19 protein-coding genes are annotated in these 18183 nt (G+C 70.7%); 6 read left to right on the top strand and 13 right to left on the bottom strand.

Annotated features, from left to right (window positions below):
* Positions 1–124: 124 nt before the first annotated feature.
* The 5 genes from ACQP1K_RS02425 to ACQP1K_RS02405 all read right to left on the bottom strand — a co-directional run bounded on the left by ACQP1K_RS02425 (position 125) and on the right by ACQP1K_RS02405 (position 5762).
* Positions 125–868: a type II secretion system F family protein gene (locus ACQP1K_RS02425; protein ID WP_433499233.1), complete on the bottom strand. Its 744-nt coding sequence runs from the start codon at positions 866–868 to the stop codon at positions 125–127.
* Positions 859–1710, bottom strand: coding sequence for a type II secretion system F family protein (locus ACQP1K_RS02420; RefSeq protein WP_433499232.1), 852 nt, complete (start codon positions 1708–1710; stop codon positions 859–861). Before ACQP1K_RS02420 ends, ACQP1K_RS02425 begins: the two co-directional genes overlap by 10 nt.
* Positions 1698–2849: a TadA family conjugal transfer-associated ATPase gene (locus tag ACQP1K_RS02415; RefSeq protein WP_433501464.1), complete on the bottom strand. Its 1152-nt coding sequence runs from the start codon at positions 2847–2849 to the stop codon at positions 1698–1700. The genes ACQP1K_RS02420 and ACQP1K_RS02415 overlap by 13 nt, the downstream gene beginning before the upstream one ends.
* A 62-nt stretch (positions 2850–2911) precedes the next feature.
* On the bottom strand, positions 2912–3964 hold the full coding sequence (gene ssd / locus ACQP1K_RS02410; protein WP_433499231.1) for a septum site-determining protein Ssd: 1053 nt from the start codon (positions 3962–3964) through the stop codon (positions 2912–2914).
* Between the two features lie 1021 nt (positions 3965–4985).
* Positions 4986–5762, bottom strand: a complete 777-nt coding sequence (locus tag ACQP1K_RS02405) for an oxidoreductase (RefSeq protein ID WP_433499230.1) — start codon at positions 5760–5762, stop codon at positions 4986–4988.
* Positions 5763–6031: 269 nt separating this feature from the next.
* Between ACQP1K_RS02405 and acs the strand changes: the two genes are divergently transcribed.
* From acs to ACQP1K_RS02385, 4 genes are all read left to right on the top strand, one after another.
* Complete coding sequence (gene acs, locus ACQP1K_RS02400; RefSeq protein WP_433499229.1) at positions 6032–8008, top strand: acetate--CoA ligase; 1977 nt, start codon at positions 6032–6034, stop codon at positions 8006–8008.
* 122 nt (positions 8009–8130) lie between these two features.
* Positions 8131–8664: a phage holin family protein gene (locus ACQP1K_RS02395; protein ID WP_433499228.1), complete on the top strand. Its 534-nt coding sequence runs from the start codon at positions 8131–8133 to the stop codon at positions 8662–8664.
* Complete coding sequence (locus tag ACQP1K_RS02390) at positions 8654–9574, top strand: alpha/beta fold hydrolase (RefSeq protein WP_433499227.1); 921 nt, start codon at positions 8654–8656, stop codon at positions 9572–9574. The genes ACQP1K_RS02395 and ACQP1K_RS02390 overlap by 11 nt, the downstream gene beginning before the upstream one ends.
* Positions 9575–9947: 373 nt before the next feature.
* The gene (locus tag ACQP1K_RS02385; RefSeq protein WP_433499226.1) at positions 9948–10454 is read left to right on the top strand and encodes a DUF309 domain-containing protein; all 507 of its coding nucleotides are present in this window, start codon (positions 9948–9950) and stop codon (positions 10452–10454) included.
* A 34-nt stretch (positions 10455–10488) separates the two neighbouring features.
* On the opposite strand, the gene ACQP1K_RS02380 is transcribed toward ACQP1K_RS02385, so the two are convergent.
* The gene (locus tag ACQP1K_RS02380) at positions 10489–11673 is read right to left on the bottom strand and encodes a MarP family serine protease (protein WP_433499225.1); all 1185 of its coding nucleotides are present in this window, start codon (positions 11671–11673) and stop codon (positions 10489–10491) included.
* A gap of 70 nt (positions 11674–11743) precedes the next feature.
* Here ACQP1K_RS02380 and ACQP1K_RS02375 point away from each other — a divergent pair, with 70 nt between their 5' ends.
* Positions 11744–12373, top strand: a complete 630-nt coding sequence (locus tag ACQP1K_RS02375; protein ID WP_433499224.1) for a HEAT repeat domain-containing protein — start codon at positions 11744–11746, stop codon at positions 12371–12373.
* Here the strand turns inward: ACQP1K_RS02375 and ACQP1K_RS02370 are convergent.
* Together ACQP1K_RS02370 and nth are read right to left on the bottom strand one after the other, a co-directional pair.
* Positions 12308–12967, bottom strand: coding sequence for an NUDIX hydrolase (locus ACQP1K_RS02370; RefSeq protein WP_433499223.1), 660 nt, complete (start codon positions 12965–12967; stop codon positions 12308–12310). The two genes, ACQP1K_RS02375 and ACQP1K_RS02370, sit on opposite strands and share 66 nt — an antisense overlap.
* Positions 12968–13049: 82 nt before the next feature.
* Positions 13050–13769 carry an endonuclease III gene (gene nth / locus ACQP1K_RS02365; RefSeq protein ID WP_433499222.1) on the bottom strand — a complete coding sequence of 240 codons (720 nt, stop codon included), beginning with the start codon at positions 13767–13769 and terminating at the stop codon, positions 13050–13052.
* 54 nt (positions 13770–13823) lie between these two features.
* On the opposite strand from nth, the gene ACQP1K_RS02360 reads away from it, so the two are divergent.
* Positions 13824–14504: a Crp/Fnr family transcriptional regulator gene (locus ACQP1K_RS02360; protein WP_433499221.1), complete on the top strand. Its 681-nt coding sequence runs from the start codon at positions 13824–13826 to the stop codon at positions 14502–14504.
* A gap of 18 nt (positions 14505–14522) precedes the next feature.
* Here the strand turns inward: ACQP1K_RS02360 and ACQP1K_RS02355 are convergent, their stop codons facing one another.
* The 5 genes from ACQP1K_RS02355 to ACQP1K_RS02335 form a co-directional block, all read right to left on the bottom strand.
* Positions 14523–15314, bottom strand: coding sequence for an MBL fold metallo-hydrolase (locus ACQP1K_RS02355; protein WP_433499220.1), 792 nt, complete (start codon positions 15312–15314; stop codon positions 14523–14525).
* Entirely contained in the window at positions 15311–16186 is an 876-nt protein-coding gene (locus ACQP1K_RS02350; RefSeq protein WP_433499219.1) for an NUDIX hydrolase, read from the bottom strand. Before ACQP1K_RS02350 ends, ACQP1K_RS02355 begins: the two co-directional genes overlap by 4 nt.
* Positions 16187–16310: 124 nt before the next feature.
* The gene (locus ACQP1K_RS02345; protein WP_433499218.1) at positions 16311–16778 is read right to left on the bottom strand and encodes a RidA family protein; all 468 of its coding nucleotides are present in this window, start codon (positions 16776–16778) and stop codon (positions 16311–16313) included.
* Positions 16775–16930 carry a DUF4177 domain-containing protein gene (locus tag ACQP1K_RS02340; protein ID WP_152990300.1) on the bottom strand — a complete coding sequence of 52 codons (156 nt, stop codon included), beginning with the start codon at positions 16928–16930 and terminating at the stop codon, positions 16775–16777. The genes ACQP1K_RS02345 and ACQP1K_RS02340 overlap by 4 nt, the downstream gene beginning before the upstream one ends.
* A gap of 43 nt (positions 16931–16973) precedes the next feature.
* Positions 16974–17951: a slipin family protein gene (locus tag ACQP1K_RS02335; RefSeq protein ID WP_433499217.1), complete on the bottom strand. Its 978-nt coding sequence runs from the start codon at positions 17949–17951 to the stop codon at positions 16974–16976.
* Between the last annotated feature and the right edge of the window lie 232 nt (positions 17952–18183).

The following is an 18183-nucleotide window of genomic DNA, read 5'->3' as shown; positions in this document are numbered from 1 at the left end:
GGCGAACGGCACTCTGTGGATAACCAGCAAATTGTGGATAACTTCAGCGGGAGAGCCGCTTCTGCGCACAGGTGACGCCAAGATTTCCACAATTGTGGATAACTTTGTCCACAGGAAACAGCGATCACGGTAGCAAGATCTGGGCGGCCAGACCCGCGACCACGGGAACGATTCCCAGGAACACGAAAGCGGGCAGGAAGCACAGCCCGAGAGGCGCCACGACCTGGACGCCCGCCCTTCTGGCCGCGGCGGAGGAGGCCGCACGCGCCGCCCGGCGGGCGTCGTCCGCGAGCCGAAGCAGCACGTCGGCGACCGGCGCTCCGCTCTGTGCCGCCCTGCTCATCGTCCGTGCGAGCGCGGCGAGCGGCGGCTCGGCCGCGAGAGCGGCCCAGGCCGTTTCCGGATAAGCCCCGAGCCGCATCTGCGCGCCCACCCACGCCAGACGTTCTCCAAGGGGGCCGCCGACGGCCTCGGCCGCGGTCTCGACGGCACCGGTCAGCGGCCGGCCGGCCCGCAGGCAGGCGACCATCAGGTCGGCGGCGAAGGGAAGATCTTCCGCCATCCGCTCACGGCGGCGGCGCAGTTCGGCCGGCTCCCGTCTCGCCGCCACCACGAGCGCACAGCAGGCGGACAGCCCGCCCACGACCAGCCCGGCGTACCCGCCCACGATGAGAAAACCGGCGAGCCCCGCGGAAACGGCGAGCATCGGCCCCGCCCCGCGGGCCCGCGCGGGCGTCCCTGACATCTCATCGGCGGTTTCCGCCTCCCTGGTCACCGAGAGGAACCGATCCGCGGGTGACCGCGCCGACGCCCAGGTCCAGGCGGCGAGTCCGATGAGGACGACCGCCGTCACCGCCGTCACGGCCATGCTCGATCCACTCTCCGTCTTCGCTCCATCGGCGTCATACCCCCGCTCGCCCCCTGCCCTCCGGGGACCCTGTCCCCGCCGGACCCCCGGCTCCTCGCGCGGGAATCCGGCGCGCTCCGGGCGGATTCCGTGCTCTCCGCCCGCGCGACCAGGCGGTGCGTCCACCAGACGCCCGCCACGTCGAGCACCAGTCCGACGAGCAGGCAGGCGAATCCAGCCGGGCCGCCCAGCAGGAAGGACAGCGGGTCCATGCCGAGGGCTGCGCCCATGAGCAGACCGAGGACCGGCAGCACCGCCAGCATCCGGGCGGTCGCGCGAGGCCCGGCGAGCTGGGCCGCCAGGTCGAGCCGGTGCGCCTCGGCATCGCGGAGCGACACGGTCACCCGTTCGATGAGCCCTGCCAGACCGCCGCCCACCACCACGCTCACCCGCCAGCAGGCGGCCAGCCGCATCAGCCCCTCCCCGCCGCCGGCGGGTGCGGCACGCATCAGGGCCGCGGCCACATCGCCGCCGTCACGAGCGACCACGGCGACCGGTGCGAGAGCCGCCGGGTCCGGCGGGCTGACCGCTGCGACGGCCCGTGCGAGCGCATCCCCGGCGGTGCGGCCGGCCGAGAGCTCGGCCACGACACCCTGGCACAGCTCGATGGACGCCGCCCGCCACGCCGCCGCGCGCGCCGCTCCGGCCCGGTGCCGTCTCCACCGCGGCCACGCCGTCCGTCTCCGCCGGAGCGACCCGTGGCCCCACGGCACCAGCAGACAGGCCGCCCTGGCATAGGCTCCGTCCGGGCCGGTCCACACCCAGGCGGCGACTCCCGCCGCCAGCACGGCTAGTGCGTCCATGTCTCCTCCAACTGCGGGCACCGGGACGTGAGGGCGGCCAGGGCGGGCCCGGGCATGACATCTCCGCCGGGGGAGAAGACGAGCGCGGGCACCGCCGCCACCAGACCGGACGGTTCACGCTCCAGGAGGCAGATCTCCGCCACGCGGCGCGGCCCGCCGGGGAGCCGGACGAGATGCACGACGACGTCGAGAGCGGCGGCGATCTGGCTGTGCACCGCCTCGCGGGACAGACCTGCCGCGCAAGCGAGGGCCTCGAGCCGGGCGGGCACGTCGGCAGCGTTGTTGGCGTGCAGCGTCCCGCAGCCTCCCTCATGCCCCGTGTTCAGGGCACTCATCAGATCGATCACTTCGCGGCCGCGTACTTCTCCCACGACGAGACGGTCTGGACGCATACGCAGGGCCTGCCGTACGAGATCACGAAGACCGACACCGCCCGCGCCCTCCAGGTTGGGCGGCCGGGCTTCCAGGCGCACGACGTGCGGATGCCTGGGGTTGAGCTCGGCGGAGTCCTCGACCAGCAGCAGCCGCTCGCCCTGGCCGGCCCGCGAGAGCATCGCGGAAAGGAGCGTCGTCTTCCCCGTGCCTGTTCCGCCTGTCACGAGGAAGGCCAGCCGGGCGGTCATGATGGCGGTGAGCACGGCCGCTCCGACACCCGGCACGAGCTCCTCGATCTCGAAAGTACGCCGAGGCGGCAGGCGGAGCGACAGGCAGGTGCCCCCCGGCGCGATCGGCGGCAGTACGGCGTGCAGCCGCACCCCGCCCGCAAGTCGCGCGTCCACGTAGGGGCACGCGTCGTCCAGACGCCGCCCGGCCGCGGCCGCCAGGCGTTGGGCGAGCCGTCGCACCTCATCGTCGGCGGAAAAGGTCACCGACGTCCTGCGCAGACCGTGACCGTCGTCGATCCACACCTCGGCCGGTCCGTTCACCAGCACGTCGGTCACCCCGGGCTGGGTCAGAAGCCCCTCGAGCGGGCCGACGCCGATGAGGTCGGCACGCAGGGTCCGCGCGATGGCCAGCACCTCGGCATCGCCCAGGACCGCCCGTTCTGCCCGCAGGGCCGCGGCCACCTGCGCCGCCGTGGGCGGGGCCCCGGCCAGCGAGAGCCGTACCCGCACGGCCTCGACCAGTTCGGCGGGCATCGGCTGGAGGGCGGGTCGGCCGGGCGGTGCCGGCGGGCTCGCCGGGCCGTCGGCTGGTCTACTCACGCGGCCTCCCTCAACCCGGTCAGCAGATCGGAGCAGAACCGGCCGAGGGGTGCGCGGCCGAGCGGCGGCGGATCACCACGGTCGAGGGTCGCGACCAGGCCGCGAAGCTCAGGAAGCACCCCCATGCAGGGGATGTCGAGGGAGGCGCGGATCACCTCGGGGTCGATGCCGCCCGGGCGTACGACCGCGCGCAGTTCCCCGGTGTGGCGGCGCAGCAGGGCGAGGGTCTGCGCGGCCGCGAGCGCTCCCCTCAGGTCGGCCTGCACCACGACCAGTGTCATAGCGGCTCGGGCCAGGGCCTCCGCGACACCGTCGTCCTCCGCCACGTGGCGAGGCAGGTCGACGATGACCAGGTCGCAGCCGCGCCGCGCCGCGTCGAGCACGGCCCGCATCGCCTCTCGCGGCACCCGCTCCGGCTCCCCGCGATGCCAGGACAGCACGGTGAGCTCGCCGAACGTGGGCAGCGCGTCCTGGAGGGCGGCGAAGCTCACCCTCCCTTCCCGGCCGGCGATGTCCGGCCATCTGGCGCCCGTGGCCTCCTCCTGACCGAGGACGACGTCGATGCCGCCGCCCAGCGGGTCGGCATCGACCAGCAGCGTGCGCAACCCGCCACGCGAGGCGGTCAGCGCGAGGGACGCCGCCAGCAACGTGGCGCCCACACCGCCCCTGCCGCCGACGACGCAGACCACCAGGCCCGCCTTCATGGCCGGCTCGGCCACCTCGCCCAGTTCCTCGACCAGCAGCCGTTCCGCCTGGGGCAGTTCCAGCACGGTCTGCGCGCCCACCGCGACACAGCGGCGCCACATGTCTGGGTCTGCGGCGCTTCGCGTGACGAGGACGATGTTCTGCCGGGGAGGGGGGCCGGTGGCCGCGAGATCCTCGGCGGCATCGCCGCCCACCACCACGAGCGGGGCCCGGTTCCAGTACGGCCTGGCCCGGGTCGGCGTGTGGACCACATCGAACTCCACGCCCGCTGCCGCCGCGATGCGCAGCAGGTCGTCGAGTAGTTCCCGGTCACCGGTGATGGCCAAGGGCCGTGGCTGCATCATGCCTCCCTGTCTGTCGTGGGAGACCAACTTTCCGGGACCGGAGCCGCCGACCGACGGGCCGAATCGCGTTCTGTGGATAAGCCCGCCGCCATGCCCGTACTGCAAGATCACCGATGCGGTTCGCGCAGCTCAGGCTTAAGGTCTGCGAGTTTCTGCAAGATCAGCGAAGGGATTTCGGCTGGCCAGACGAGGCGGCCGCGAGAATTCGCAAGATCACGCCCAAGGGGGGGGCGGGGGGCGGGTAACCCCAAGGGGGGCGGGGGCGGGGGCGGGTGAAAGGGGGCGACCCCCGCCGGGGGGGAGAGCGGGGGTCGCCGACTGGCCCGGCTCTGGGGGGTAGAGCCGGCCCTTACCGGAAGAAGCTTCGAAGAACAGGTCAAGGCGTTGCAAGGGTCTGGTCATCCCCGACCCATGCACAATCTTCCGGAAGCAGGGACACACCGTATGTTGCCTGACAAGCGTGGAGTTAGTCGAGGGTCCAGCAAAATCTGAGCAACTTTTTTGCGCCGGGTAAGGCCCTCTGTCGGTAGTGAGCCAGGGGAGAAATGGGACCACAGGTGACGGAGAGACCTGATATCGACCAATAGACATCTGCGTATATGACCTCCCCACAACCAGCCATTGATAGGGATAAAACCGACAAATCGGGAAGGTTGGCGGGCCCCGCAACGGACTTGGTCCAGGGGGTTTCCAAACCGGGGAATCGGACGTAGAAAGGTGGTTACGGACTCACGAGTCCGGCGTACGACCACCGGAGTACCCACGCGCGACCAGCCGCGGGAGGCGTGCCGAGACGGGCTTGACCCGATCCGGCAAATAAGAGGTGCACGCTTGGTAACCCGGTAGGGACGTACTTGCGACGGCGTTCCCTTCCAGGAGCGCCGTCGGCTTTTCCGGGACCGTCTCCGGGACCGTCCGACGGCACCCGCGGAGTTCCGGCCCCCTCCCCGGACAGGGCCTCTTGTCCGGCTCCTCTCGTCCGGCTCCTCTCGTCTGACGCCTCTCGTCCGGACAGGACCTCTTATCTGGACATGGCCTCGCAGATGGCGGTCGTCTCGCGGGCTCCGACGACGACGGCCTCGGCACAGTGCCTGATCCACTCCCCCACGCCATCGGCCGTTCCCGCCAGATAGGCCCGCAACCCCGCGGTGTACGCGTCGCCGAGCTCGAGATGGCCCACCTCGACCGCTATCAGCGACTTGGGATCGAGCCCGTGCTCCACCAGCGTCAGGCGACCGGCCGCCCGCGCGACGAGTCCGTCCGCCACACCGAACGGCCGCAGCACGGCGAGCTCGGCGTGGACGATCGCGGCCAGGACGAGGGCAGGCGCCTTCGTCGCGGCCGACAGCAGCCCGGCCAGCGCGGACATCCGTACCGCTGTCTCCTCGGGACCGGGGGCGGGGCCGAGCCCGAGCGGGTCGGCCGTCGTCGGCACGGTCCTCGGCCGGCCGGGATCGGCCATCAGGCCGGCGGCCGCGAGGGCGTGCAGCCGGGCCAGGACCTGGCGGGGCGCCGAGCGCCATGTCGGGCCGAGCCGGCCCAGCTCGGCCGAGACCCGCAGGGCGCCCTGCGGCACCGCGTCGGCGGCCTCACCGAGCCGCAGCGCCTGCAGCGGCACGTCCACGCCTTCGAGCGCCGCCGAGGCCCTGGCCCCGCGCAGCGCCGATTCCGCCGACACCTCGGGGCTTCGCCGCCGCAGCACCCGATGCCGGTAGAGACGGTCGGTGGCCTCACGAGCCTGCTGCACGGCTTCGGGCACTCCGGGGAGGTCGGCTATGACAGCCAGCGGGTCACTCACAGGCACCGACCATACCCAGCGGTAGAAAGTCGTTCGGCGAAGAGGTCGCGCCGTTGAGCGCAGGAAAGAGCACCTCGCCTGGTCCTTATCACCAGGTGTCACTACATTCTGCGGCATAGCACCGGTTGCGCTGATCGCGATGGGGAGGCGCCTCGCTTACTTGTACTTGACGCCCCGAGCCTGGTGAAGTGGAACAGGGCATACCCCAGCTTGGCCGAGGCGGCCGAACACGAGACGATGCATGAGATAGATGCGGTAAGGAGCACGGAGTGGCTACCGAAACCCCCGGTCAGGAAACCCAGCAGACGTTGTCGAACCTCATGAGCGAGACGCGGCGGTTCGCCCCGCCGGCCGACCTGGCGGCGTCCGCGAACGTCACGGCGGAGACCTTCGAGGAGGCCGACCGGGACGCGCTCGCCTTCTGGGACAGTACGGCGGAACGACTGACCTGGACCCGACGCTGGGATACCACGCTCGAGTGGAACCCCCCCTTCGCCAAGTGGTTCGTGGGCGGCGAGCTGAACGTCGCCTACAACTGCGTCGACCGCCACGTCGAGGCCGGACTGGGCGACCGGGTCGCCTACTACTGGGAGGGCGAGCCGGAGGGCGACAGCCGTACGATCACCTATGCGGACCTCCAGAGAGAGGTCTCCAAGGCGGCGAACGCGCTCGAGGAGCTCGGCGTGCGCAAGGGCGACCGGATCGCCGTCTACCTCCCGATGATCCCCGAGCTGCCGATCACGCTGCTCGCCTGCGCCCGCATCGGGGCGATCCACTCGGTGGTGTTCGGCGGATTCTCCTCCGCCGCGCTCAAGAGCCGCATCCACGACGCCGACGCCAAGATCGTCATCACGGCGGACGGCGGCTACCGGCGCGGCAAGCCCAGCGCGCTCAAGCCGACCGTGGACGAGGCGCTGGAGGAGTGCCCGGGTGTCGAGCGCGTCGTCGTCGTCCGCCGGACCGGGCAGGACATCGCGGTGAACGACCGCGACATCTGGTGGCACGACCTCATCGACCGCCAGTCCCCCGAGCACGAGGCGGTTCCGCACGGCGCCGAGGACCCGCTGTACATCCTCTACACCAGCGGCACCACGGGTACGCCCAAGGGCATCCTCCACACCACCGGCGGTTACCTCGCCCAGACGGCCTGGACCCACTACGCGACCTTCGACCTCAAGCCGGAGACCGACATCTACTGGTGTACGGCGGACATCGGCTGGGTGACCGGGCACTCCTACATCGTGTACGGCCCGCTCGCCAACGGCGCGACCAGCGTGATCTACGAGGGCACCCCCGACACCCCGCACCGGGGCCGCTTCTGGGAGATCGTGCAGAAGTACAAGATCACGATCCTCTACACGGCCCCCACGGCGATCCGGACGTTCATGAAGTGGGGCGACGACATCCCCGCGAAGTTCGACATGTCGTCACTCCGGGTGCTCGGCTCGGTCGGTGAGCCCATCAACCCCGAGGCGTACGTCTGGTATCGCGAGAACATCGGCGGCAGCCGCTGCCCGGTGGTCGACACCTGGTGGCAGACCGAGACGGGCGCCATCATGATCACCCCACTGCCCGGTATCACCGCGGCCAAGCCGGGCGCGGCGATGCGGCCACTGCCCGGCATCGCCGCCGACGTCGTCGACGACCAGGGCAACTCGGTGCCGAACGGCGGCGGAGGCTTCCTCGTGATCCGCGAGCCGTGGCCGGCCATGCTCCGCACGATCTGGGGCAACGACCAGCGCTACATCGACACCTACTGGTCCCGGTTCGACGGGATGTACTTCCCGGGCGACGGCGCCAAGCGCGACGAGGACGGCGACCTGTGGCTGCTCGGCCGGGTCGACGACGTGATGCTCGTCTCCGGCCACAACATCTCGACCACCGAGGTCGAAAGCGCACTGGTCAGCCACCCCAAGGTGGCCGAGGCCGCCGTCGTGGGCGCGACCGACCCGGTGACCGGCCAGGCCATCGTGGCGTTCGTGATCCTGCGCGGCACAGCGGAGGAGAGCGACGACATCGCCGCCGAGCTGCGCAACCACGTCGCCAAGACCCTTGGCCCGATCGCCAAGCCACGCCAGATCCTGGTCGTGCCCGAGCTGCCCAAGACCCGCTCCGGCAAGATCATGCGCCGCCTGCTGCGTGACGTGGCGGAGAACCGCTCGCTGGGCGACGTCACCACGCTGACCGACACCTCGGTGATGAAGCTGATCGCCGAGAAGCTGCCGCGCAACAAGAGCGAGGACTGAGATCAACGGCGGCGGGGCCCTTCGGCGGAGGCCGAAGGGCCCCGCCGCTGCGTGTCGAGTTCGTGCGCGTTCTCCGGACGGGCAAGACATGATGTTTGATAGGCGCTGATAGGAGGTCACCGATGCCCGAGGACGAATCGCTCGGCGCGCTGGTCGCCCAGGCGAGCCATCAAATCTCGACCCTCGTACGCTCCGAGATCGAGCTGGCCAAGGCCGAGCTCAAGTTCGACGCGAAGCGGGTGGGCACAGCGGCCGGGCTGTTCGGCGCCGCCGCGTTCATCGCGCACCTGTGCCTGATCCTGGCCTCGTTCGCGATCGCGTACGGCCTCATCGCGCTCGGACTGGCGCAGTGGCTGGCGTTCGCGATCGTCACCGTGTTCTACCTCCTCGTGGCGGCGCTGCTGGTCTTCGTCGGCTACCGACGGCTCAAGGGTCTTGCCGGCATGCGCCGGACGACCCGCAGCCTGCGCACCCTGGCGGGCGGCGCCGGAGCCGAGAGCGCCGTGGTAGAGACAGGGCCCGAAGAGGTCGCGCCCGCTGCGGAGCCGTACACCGGCCCCACCGCGGGACAGGTGGGCGCCCACAGGGAGCCCGTGGGCGCGCAGCGGCAGAGCGTGGGCGGGCCCGGCAGGGAGTCGTCGGTTGATGCCTCCTGACGAGTCCATGGTCCGGGTCGACGGGCCCTGGACCCACCGGGAGGTGCACGCCGGGGGCACCCGCTTCCACGTGGTCGAGGCGGGCGAGGGCCCGCTGGTGCTGCTGCTGCACGGATTTCCCCAGTTCTGGTGGACCTGGCGCCACCAGTTGGTCTCGCTGCCCGCCGCCGGCTACCGGGCCGTCGCCGTGGACCTGCGCGGGTACGGCGCGAGCGACAAGCCGCCACGCGGATACGACCTGCCGACCCTCGCCGTGGACGCGGCCGGCCTCGTACGCGCTCTCGGCGAGACGGGCGCCGTCGTGGTCGGCCACGACTGGGGCGGGCTGATCGCCTGGACGATGGCCGTGCACGATCCCAAGGTGGTGCGCCGGCTCGTCCCGGTGTCGGCGCCGCATCCGCTGCGCCTGCGCGCCGCCCTGTTCGGCGAACCGTTCGGGCAGCTCAGGGCCAGCCGGTACGCCCTGGGATTCCAGCTGCCGCTGCTGCCGGAGCGGCGACTCACGGCCAGGGGGGGCGCGCGTGTCGGCCGCCTCATCCGCCGGTGGGCCGGCCCAGAATGGCCGTCCGACGACGCGATCCACACCTATCAGGAGGCGCTGCGGATCCCGGCGGTCGCGCACTGCGCCCTGGAGTACTACCGCTGGCTCGGGCGATCGCAGTTCCGGCCGGACGGCTTCCGCTACGCCCGGCACATGCGCACCGAGATCGAGGCCCCCACGCTGCAGCTGCACGGCGCGCTCGACCGCTGTCTCCTGCCGCGCACCGCCCAGGGCTCCAGCCGTTACGTGACGGCGCCGTACCGGTGGCGGCTCATCGAGGGAGCCGGCCACTTCCCGCACGAGGAGCGTCCCGCGCAGTTCGACGACGAGCTGATCGCCTGGCTCGCCGATCCCGAGCCCGACCGCTGACCCTCGGGCCGCCTCGGCGTAACCTGACATAACCGACACCTCGACATAACCCGACTCGACGTGGCCCAGACCTCGGCCTGACCCGACCTCGGCGCAGCTGTTCGCGGCATGACCCAGACCTCGGAACCAGGCCTCAGAACCAGACCTCGGCGTGACCCGTTCTCGACACCTCGGAACCAGACCTCGGCGTGACCCGTCTTCGATTTCATCCGCATCGCGTAAGCAGTCGGGCAGGGGTCTTCCAGACGGCCCGCCGGAACGAACTCCAAACGTGATCTTGTGGAATCTTGTAGAAAAGTGCCCTGAAGTGCCGCGATCCCGTGGAGTGATCACAACGTGATCGCGGCGTGACCCTGTAGTGCGGAGAGATCATATGCGTGACCGTGACGAAGCGGGCCGGCCCCGGAACTCCCGTCCCCGGGACGAGTACGGCAGGCCGCTTCCCCGGGGCGCGGCAGGAGTGCCCCGGGTCCCCGACGACTACTCACCCGGAGCACGACAGGCGATCGAGGAGGCCCGGCGGCTGCTGGCCGTGGAGCGGCCGTTCCACGCGCACGAGGTACTGGAGGCGCGCTGGAAGTCCGGCCCGGCCGAGGAGCGTGAGCTCTGGCAGGGCCTGGCCCAGATCTGCGTCGGGCTCACCCACGTGCAGCGCGGCAACCTCTCCGGGGCCGCGGCGCTCCTCCTGCGCGGATCAGCCCGGCTCGGCGGGTACCGCTCCCGCAGGCCGTACGGACTGGACCTGCGAGCGCTGGCGCTGGCCACCGACGGCGTCATCACGGAGATCGACTCGGGGGGCATCGACGCCTCGACGGCGATCGCGGTGATCCTCGATCACCTACAGGACGCCGAAGGCGTCCGCTCCGGCCCGCCGGACTGATCTCCGCCCGGCCCGAACCTCCGGCCGCCGCACGTCAGTCGCACTCCCCGGTGCTGACCCTGGAGACGGCGACGATGCCGTCCTCGGCGTCGGGCAGGACCTCCTCGGCGGTGAGGGCGAAGCCCGTCTCCTTCTTGTCGATCGCGGCGGCGAAGATCACCCCGAAGACCTTGCCCTCCGGGCTGAGCAGCGGGCCGCCGGAGTTGCCCGGCTGGACGCTGCCGCGGATCGCGTAGACCTCACGGTTGACCTTGCGATCGTTGTAGATGTTGAACGACTCCGCCCGCTGCTTGACCCTGATCCGCGCGGCGGTCGGAGTGAAGCCATGCCCCTTCGGATAGCCCGCGATGATCGAGTCGTCTCCTCTTTCCGCCGAGTAATCGAACCGCAGCGGCGCGGCCCGCAGATCGGGGACGAGGAGAACGGCGATGTCCCGGTCCGGGTTGTAGAGCACGACCTTGGCCTCGTGCTGCGCGCCCTGGGAGTCGGTGACCCTGAGCCCGTCGGTGACGCCGGCGACGACGTGGGCGTTGGTCATGATCCGGTGCCGGGCGTAGACGAAGCCGGTGCCCTCTATGCGCTTGCCGCAGCTCGGCGCGGTGCCCTGGATCTTGACGATCGCGCTCCTGGCCCTGACCAGCCCCGCGCTGCCGCGGAGCACGCCCTGATCCGGCGGGGCCACGTTGCGCCCGCTGATCGCCGTGATGACCTGGGGCCACTCCGACGCGTCGACGAAGTCCCGGAACGGCTTCTGCCAGGACCGTACGCCATCGGGAACGGCATCGTCCACGGTCTGCCACACGACCGAGCGGCTAACCTGGTCCTTCACCACTTCGACGCTCATCGACACCAGCAGCGACCCGAGCAGCCAGGCGACGGCCAGGACCGACAGCCCGCCGGCCACCGAGCCGCCGAACGCGTCGACCACCCTGGCCGGCTCCCACGTCACGTGGCTGCGCACCACCACGCCGATCGTGGAGAACGCGAAATATCCGATCGTCGCCGCCAGGAAAACGATCACGATGGCCAGCAGCGCCCGCTCGACCACACCGGTGACGATCGCCCCGACCACGGACGGTGCGACGAACATCCCCAGAACCGCGCCGCCGAGGAAGCCCACGAAGCTGAAGGCCCCGATGATGAAGCCCTGCCGGTATCCGGAAACAGCGAAGGCCACCACCAGGCCGATCAGAATGAGATCCAGGAGATCGCCGCGCACATTCCCACGGTAGCCAGCCACGCTGCGCATCGTGCGGGCGTCGGCAAGGTCTCATCGATATCGTGACGTCATGGGGGAATCGGAGGGGCCACGCCACGGAGTCGAAGGACGGCATAACGAGCCCGCCGACGAGCGGCTCGACCAACTGATCAAAATCGCCCTGTCTGACACAGATCCGGATGGACCAGTCAGGTGGCAGGTGATAACAGTCCTGCGGGAACGCGGTGACGTCGAGGCGTTCGCCCTGGCCAGACGGCTGTGCGCGAGCGAGGCGACCCCCGAGCGGGTGCTCGGTGCCGATATCCTCGGCGAGCTGGGCCGAGGCCGGCCCTTCATGGACCGCACACTACCCGTGCTCCGCTGTCTCGCGGCGAGCGAGACCGACCCCCGCGTGCTCTACGCGGTGCTGCTCGCCTTCGGCCACCTGCGCGACCGGCGCGCGCTGCCGTCGGTGATCGAGCTGGCCGAGCACACCCACCCCACGGTCCGGTACGGCGCGGCCTACGCTCTGCCCCACGTGATGGGGGATCCGCCCGATCCGGCGGGTGTGGCCGCGCTGCACCGGCTCGCCGGAGACTCCGACGACGACGTGGCCGACTGGGCGTCACTCGGCCTGACCCTGGGCGGTGGCCGCTCAGCCGCGGATGCGGTCACGGGAGGCGAGGGCGATGACGTCGGGGGGCAGATCCTCGACCCGTGACCGGTCCCAGGGCTGTTCGAAGCCGGCGGCGGCCAGCACACCGTCGAGCACTCCGGCGGTGAAACCCCACACGAGCAGGCCGCGTACGCGGAAGGCGACCGAGGGCATGACCCCGGCCGGGTGGCGAAGCCGTAGCCGGTTGGCCGGATCGACCAGCTCGGCGATGGGGACGCGCTCCACGGACTCGACCTCGTCCGGCGAGGCGGCGTGCACGGCACTGGGCGCACGCCACCAGCCGAGCACCGGTGTCACCCGGTTGTCGCTGCGCCACAGGTAGAGCTCCGGCATCGTGCCGAGGACCTCGACGCCGCCCGGATCGAGACCGGTCTCCTCCCGAGCCTCCCGGAGGGCCGCCGCGACGGGCCCGCCGTCTTCCGGGTCCACGCCCCCGCCGGGGAACGCCGGCTGGCCCGCGTGCACACGTCCCCGGGAGCTGCGCTGGATGAGCAGGACGTCGGGCCCCAGCGGCCCCTCCCCGAACAGCAGGAGCACCGCGGCGCGTCTGCCCTCGCCGTTCGCGGGCGGCCGCATCGTCTTCGGCAGCGGCACGTGCCCGGCTTTCGCCGCGAGGTCTGTCAACCACCCGGGAGCCACGACCACCTCCGATGTAACTGCCCCAACGCAGGTTACGCCCCTTGACACGTAAGCATGCCCTATGGGCCGGGGAGCGGCCGTCTCAGGAGAACGGCCCCGGTTTGACGAGCCTGGCCGCCTCGACCGGATCGGTGGGGCCCGTGCCGTACGAGGGGCACAGGGACGCGACCGGGCAGGCGCCGCAGGCGGGCCTGCGGGCATGACAGATCCGCCGGCCGTGCCAGATGAGCCGATGGGAGAGCATCGTCCACTCGGCCTTCGGAAAGAGGTCGCCGATCTCGTGCTCGATCTTCACGGGGTCGGTCTCGGTGGTCCAGCCGAACCTTCGCACCAGCCGCTGGAAGTGGGTGTCCACGGTGATGCCGGGGACGCCGAACGCGTTGCCGAGCACCACGTTGGCCGTCTTACGGCCGACACCGGGCAGCTTGACCATGTCGGCGAGCCTGCCGGGGACCTCGCCGCCGTGCCGCTCGCACAGCGCCTGGGCCATGCCGATGATGCTGTTCGCCTTCGCCCGGTAGAACCCGGTCGACCTGATGAGCTCCTCCAGCTCCTCGCGATCGGCGGCGGCGTAGTCGTTCGCCGTCCGATACTTAGCGAAAAGTACCGGAGTAACCATGTTGACCCGTTTGTCCGTACACTGCGCCGAGAGGATCGTGGCGACCAGCAGCTCAAGAGGGGATCCGAAGTCGAGTTCGCAATGGGCGTCAGGATAAGTTTCGGCCAGAATTCTGTTGATCCGCCGAGCGCGGCGTACGAGCGCGAGCCGGGACTCGCCCGCCGATGGGACTTTACGGGGCACCCCGTAAGCCTACGCGGTGGGCAGGGGTTCACAATGGCAAGCAAGGGAGGCACCGTGAGCACCGAAGAAATCTTGAGCAAGGCGCCCCTGTTCTCCGCACTCGACCGCGAGAGCGCCGCGGCGCTGCGAACGAGCATCACCGTCGTCGAACTGTCCAAGGGACGTACGCTCTTCAACGAGAACGAGACGGGTGACCGGCTCTATGTGGTGCTCGAGGGTAAGATCAAGCTGTCGCGCGCCGCGCCCGACGGCCGTGAGAACCTGCTGAGCGTGCTCGGTCCCGGCGAGATGTTCGGCGAGTTGTCGCTGTTCGATCCACGCCCGCGTACGGCCTCGGCCATCGCGCTGACCGACGTCCGCCTGGCGGGCCTCGGCCACGACGACCTCAGACCGTGGTTGACCGGCCGGCCCGAGGTGGCGCTCCACCTGCTGCGTGCCCTGGCGCAGCGGCTGCGCCGTACCAACGACGTGCTGGCCGACCTGGTCTTCACCGACGTGCCGGGACGGGTCGCCAAGCAGCTGCTCGACCTGGCCGATCGCTTCGGGCAGAAGACCGAGGACGGCATCCGCGTCCACCACGATCTCACCCAGGAGGAGCTCGCGCAGCTCGTCGGGGCTTCCCGGGAGACCGTCAACAAGGCGCTGGCCGACTTCGCCCAGCGCGGCTGGCTGCGCATCGAGGCCAAGGCCGTCGTCATCATGGACCGGGAGCGGCTCTTCAACCGCTCGAGGTAGGCCGGCCCCGGCCGGGACTCACAGGTTCTTGAGATAGTCGAGCTGGGCCGCGACGGACGCCCGAGCGGCCGGCCACAGCGACCTGTCGACGTCCGCGTAGATCATCTCGACGATCTCACCGGCGTCCCTCGCCCCATCCCGTACGGCCTGGCGGATCTGGTCCAACCGCCGCCTCCGGTGGGCGATGTAACCGTCGATCGCCCCGATCGGGTCGGGCAGCACCGGCCCGTGCCCCGGCAGCAGCGCCGCGGCCTCCAGCGTCTCGGCGCTCGACCTCAGCTTGTCGAGACTGCGCAGATAGTCCGCCAGGTTCCCGTCGGAGGCGATCACCGTCGTGCCCCGGCCGAGGATGGTGTCCCCCGTGAGCATCGCCCGGTCCTGGGACAGCCAGAAGCAGAGCGAGTCGAACGAGTGGCCGGGGGTGCCGACCACCCGGACCTCCAGGCCGTCGACGGTGAGGACGTCGCCGTCGCCGAGCCCCTCGTCGCCCAGCCGGTGCCGGGGATCGAGGGCCCGCACCGGGGCGCCGACCAACTCGCCGAACCTCGCGGCGCCGCCACTGTGATCGCGGTGGCCGTGCGTGAGCAGGATCGCGGCCACCCGTCGCTCGCCGAGATGGCCGGCCACCCGCCTGAGATGGGCCTCGTCGTCCGGTCCCGGGTCCACGACGAGCACGCTCTCACCCCGGCCCAGGATCCAGGTGTTCGTGCCGTCCAGCGTCATCGGCGACGCGTTGGGGGCCAGGATGTTGGTCGCGTGTGCCGTACCCGAGCCGTCCGGCCCGTCCACGGGGATGCGCAGGCCGCTCATGACCTCTCCTTCTCCCCGCCTGGGCCGGTCGGGATGCCAGGGCCGGACGGGATGCCTGGGCCGGCGCCCTCGGGGAAGACCAGGACGAGCCGTCCGTCCACCTCTGCGGCGGCGGGCTGGATGGTGCTGATCCTCCGCTCGGCCGCGAACACCTCGGCGACCGCGTCGAATTCCGACATTTCCAGCAAGGTGCGACTGGTCGGCGGCATGAGGAACACCTCCCCCGTCACGGCCGCGTCGAGAGCGGATCGCGGGCTCAGCCAGACGACCCGGTCCGCCTCACCGCCCACGTCGCGGGTGCGCTGCCCCGGCGGGAGCGCCGCCACGAAGAACCTGGTGTCGTACCGTCTGGGTTCGATCTCCGGGGTGATCCAGTGCGCCCACGCCTTGAGCAGGTCGGCCCTCAGCACGAGACCGCGGCGCTCGAGGAACTCGGCGAACGAGAGCGTCCGCCCGATCAGCGCCAGGCGGTCGGCCTCCCAGTCGTCCCCGGTCGTGTCGGCCACGACGGTCGCCGGGTCGGGCCCGGCGAGCAGGACGCCGGACTCCTCGAAGGTCTCCCGTACGGCGGCGCACACCAGGCCGCGGGCCGTGGCCTCATCGGCGCCGAACACGGCCGCCCACTCGGCCGGCGAGGGCCCCGCCCACGCCACGACGCGATCGGAGTCACGGGGGTCGACCGAGCCCCCGGGGAACACGTACGCCCCCGCGGCGAAGGCCATCGTGGCCTTGCGGCGCAGCAGGTACGCCTCAAGGGGGGCGTCCCGGAGCAGCACCACGGTGGCGGCGTCATGGGCGCGGGCGGGGGCGGCACGGCCGGCGAGGATCTCGCGAGCCCGCTCCCCGAACTCCTGCGGCAGCGGAATCCTCATGCGGGGTCTTCTCCGAAACAGAACGAAATTCGGTTAACCGTTCCGATACTTCCCCATGGGTCCGCACCGGCGCAATGTCGGTCCCGCCCGCATCCCTGGTAAGTCCTGTCCGTCGGCTCGACGGTCAGCGGACCTCGGCGATGAGCTCCACCTCGACCGGGGCGTCGAGGGGCAGCGCGGCCACGCCCACCGCGCTCCTGGCGTGCCGGCCGGCGTCGCCGAACACCTCCCCGAGCAGTTCGCTCGCGCCGTTCACGACCGCGGGCTGCCCGGTGAAGTCGGGCGCGCTCGCCACGAATCCGACGACTTTCACGATCCGCACGACCTTGGACAGGTCGCCGACCACGGACTTGAGGGCCGCCATCGCGTTGAGCGCGCAGATGCTGGCCAGTTCCTTCGCTTCCTCGGCCGAGACCTCGGCCCCGACCTTGCCGGTGACGCCGAGCTTGCCGTCCACCACCGGAATCTGGCCGGACGTGTAGACGTGGTCGCCCGTCCTGACCGCCGGCAGATAGGCGGCGACCGGGGGGACGACGTCGGGCAGGGTCAGGCCGAGCTCGGCGAGGCGCTCCTCCGGGCTTCCCGCACTCATGACTTGGCTCGCTTCATGTATGCGACCAGCTGCTCGGGGTTGGGGCCGGGGATGACCGAGACCAGCTCCCAGCCGTCCTCACCCCAGTTATCCAGAATCTGCTTCGTGGCGTGCACGAGCAGCGGCACTGTGACGTACTCCCATTTGGTCATGGGGCCAAGAGTAGCGAGCGATTTCCCCGGTCCGTGGGTGGGATCACACGCCTCCGCCGCCGGCCGTACGGTGGTGCTGCCATGCGGGCGGCTCGATCCGCTGCCCGGTGAGCGGAATGTCCGGCGACTCGACCGAGGGAAGCTCCCGGATCGCCTCCTCCAGTGGCTCGGGCTCCTGCTCGGGCGAGCCCTCGGGTACGGCGGAGCCGGACTCGTCCGCCGATGAGGCAGCCGCCGGCGTGGCCGCGGTCGATGAGGCCGGGGCCATCCGGTCGAAGAAGCGCAGCATCTCGACGGGCAGCGGCATGACGAGCGTGCTGTTCTTCTCGGCGGCCACCTCCACCACCGTCTGCAGCATGCGAAGCTGCAGCGCGGCCGGGTCCGACGACATCTGACGTGCCGCGGCGGCGAGCCGCTTGGACGCCTGGAACTCGCCGTCGGCGGTGATGATGCGCGCGCGGCGCTCCCGCTCGGCCTCGGCCTGACGCGACATCGAGCGCTTCATGCCGTCCGGCAGCGCCACATCCTTGATCTCGACCCGCTCGATGCGGATGCCCCACGGGCCCTCGGTCGGCTCGTCGATCACCGACCTGAGCCTGGCGTTGAGCGTGTCGCGATCGGACAGGAGATGGTCGAGCTCCGACTGACCGATCACCGACCGCAGCGAGGTCTGGGCCACCTGCGACACGGCGAACAGGTAGTTCTGCACGTTGACGACCGCCTTGATCGGGTCGATCACCCGGAAGTAGACCACCGCGTCGACCCGGACCGAGACGTTGTCGCGGGTGATGCCGTCCTGCGCCGGCACCCCCATCGCGACGATCTGCATGTTCACCTTCTGCATCCGGTCGACGATCGGCACGATCAGATGCAGGCCGGGGCCCCGTACGTTCGGCTGGATCCGGCCCAGCCGGAAGACGATGCCCGTCTCGAACTGCTGCACGACGCGTACGCCACGTGCCACGGCGACGAGCAGGAGAACGCCCAGGACGACGATTAACGCTGACAGCACCGACTCCATGGGTGGACCTCCTATGCCGCTTGCCGATCGCGATTGCCGAACACCGAACACCGAACACCGAACACCGAATGCCGATCGCCGAACAGGGCCGTGGTGACAGGCATTCCATACCCAACCGGGAGCCGGACCGTACCGCAACAGACACAGCCGCACCGCAGCAGACACGGCCGTACCGCAACAGACACGGCGGAGACCGCCGCGAATCCCCACACGGCCCTTGGGTAGCCTTCGA

This window comes from Sphaerimonospora sp. CA-214678 (genome assembly GCF_050942215.1).
In the GTDB taxonomy this organism is placed as follows: Bacteria; Actinomycetota; Actinomycetes; order Streptosporangiales; family Streptosporangiaceae; genus Sphaerimonospora.
This window is presented reverse-complemented; position numbering and strand designations above follow the sequence as displayed.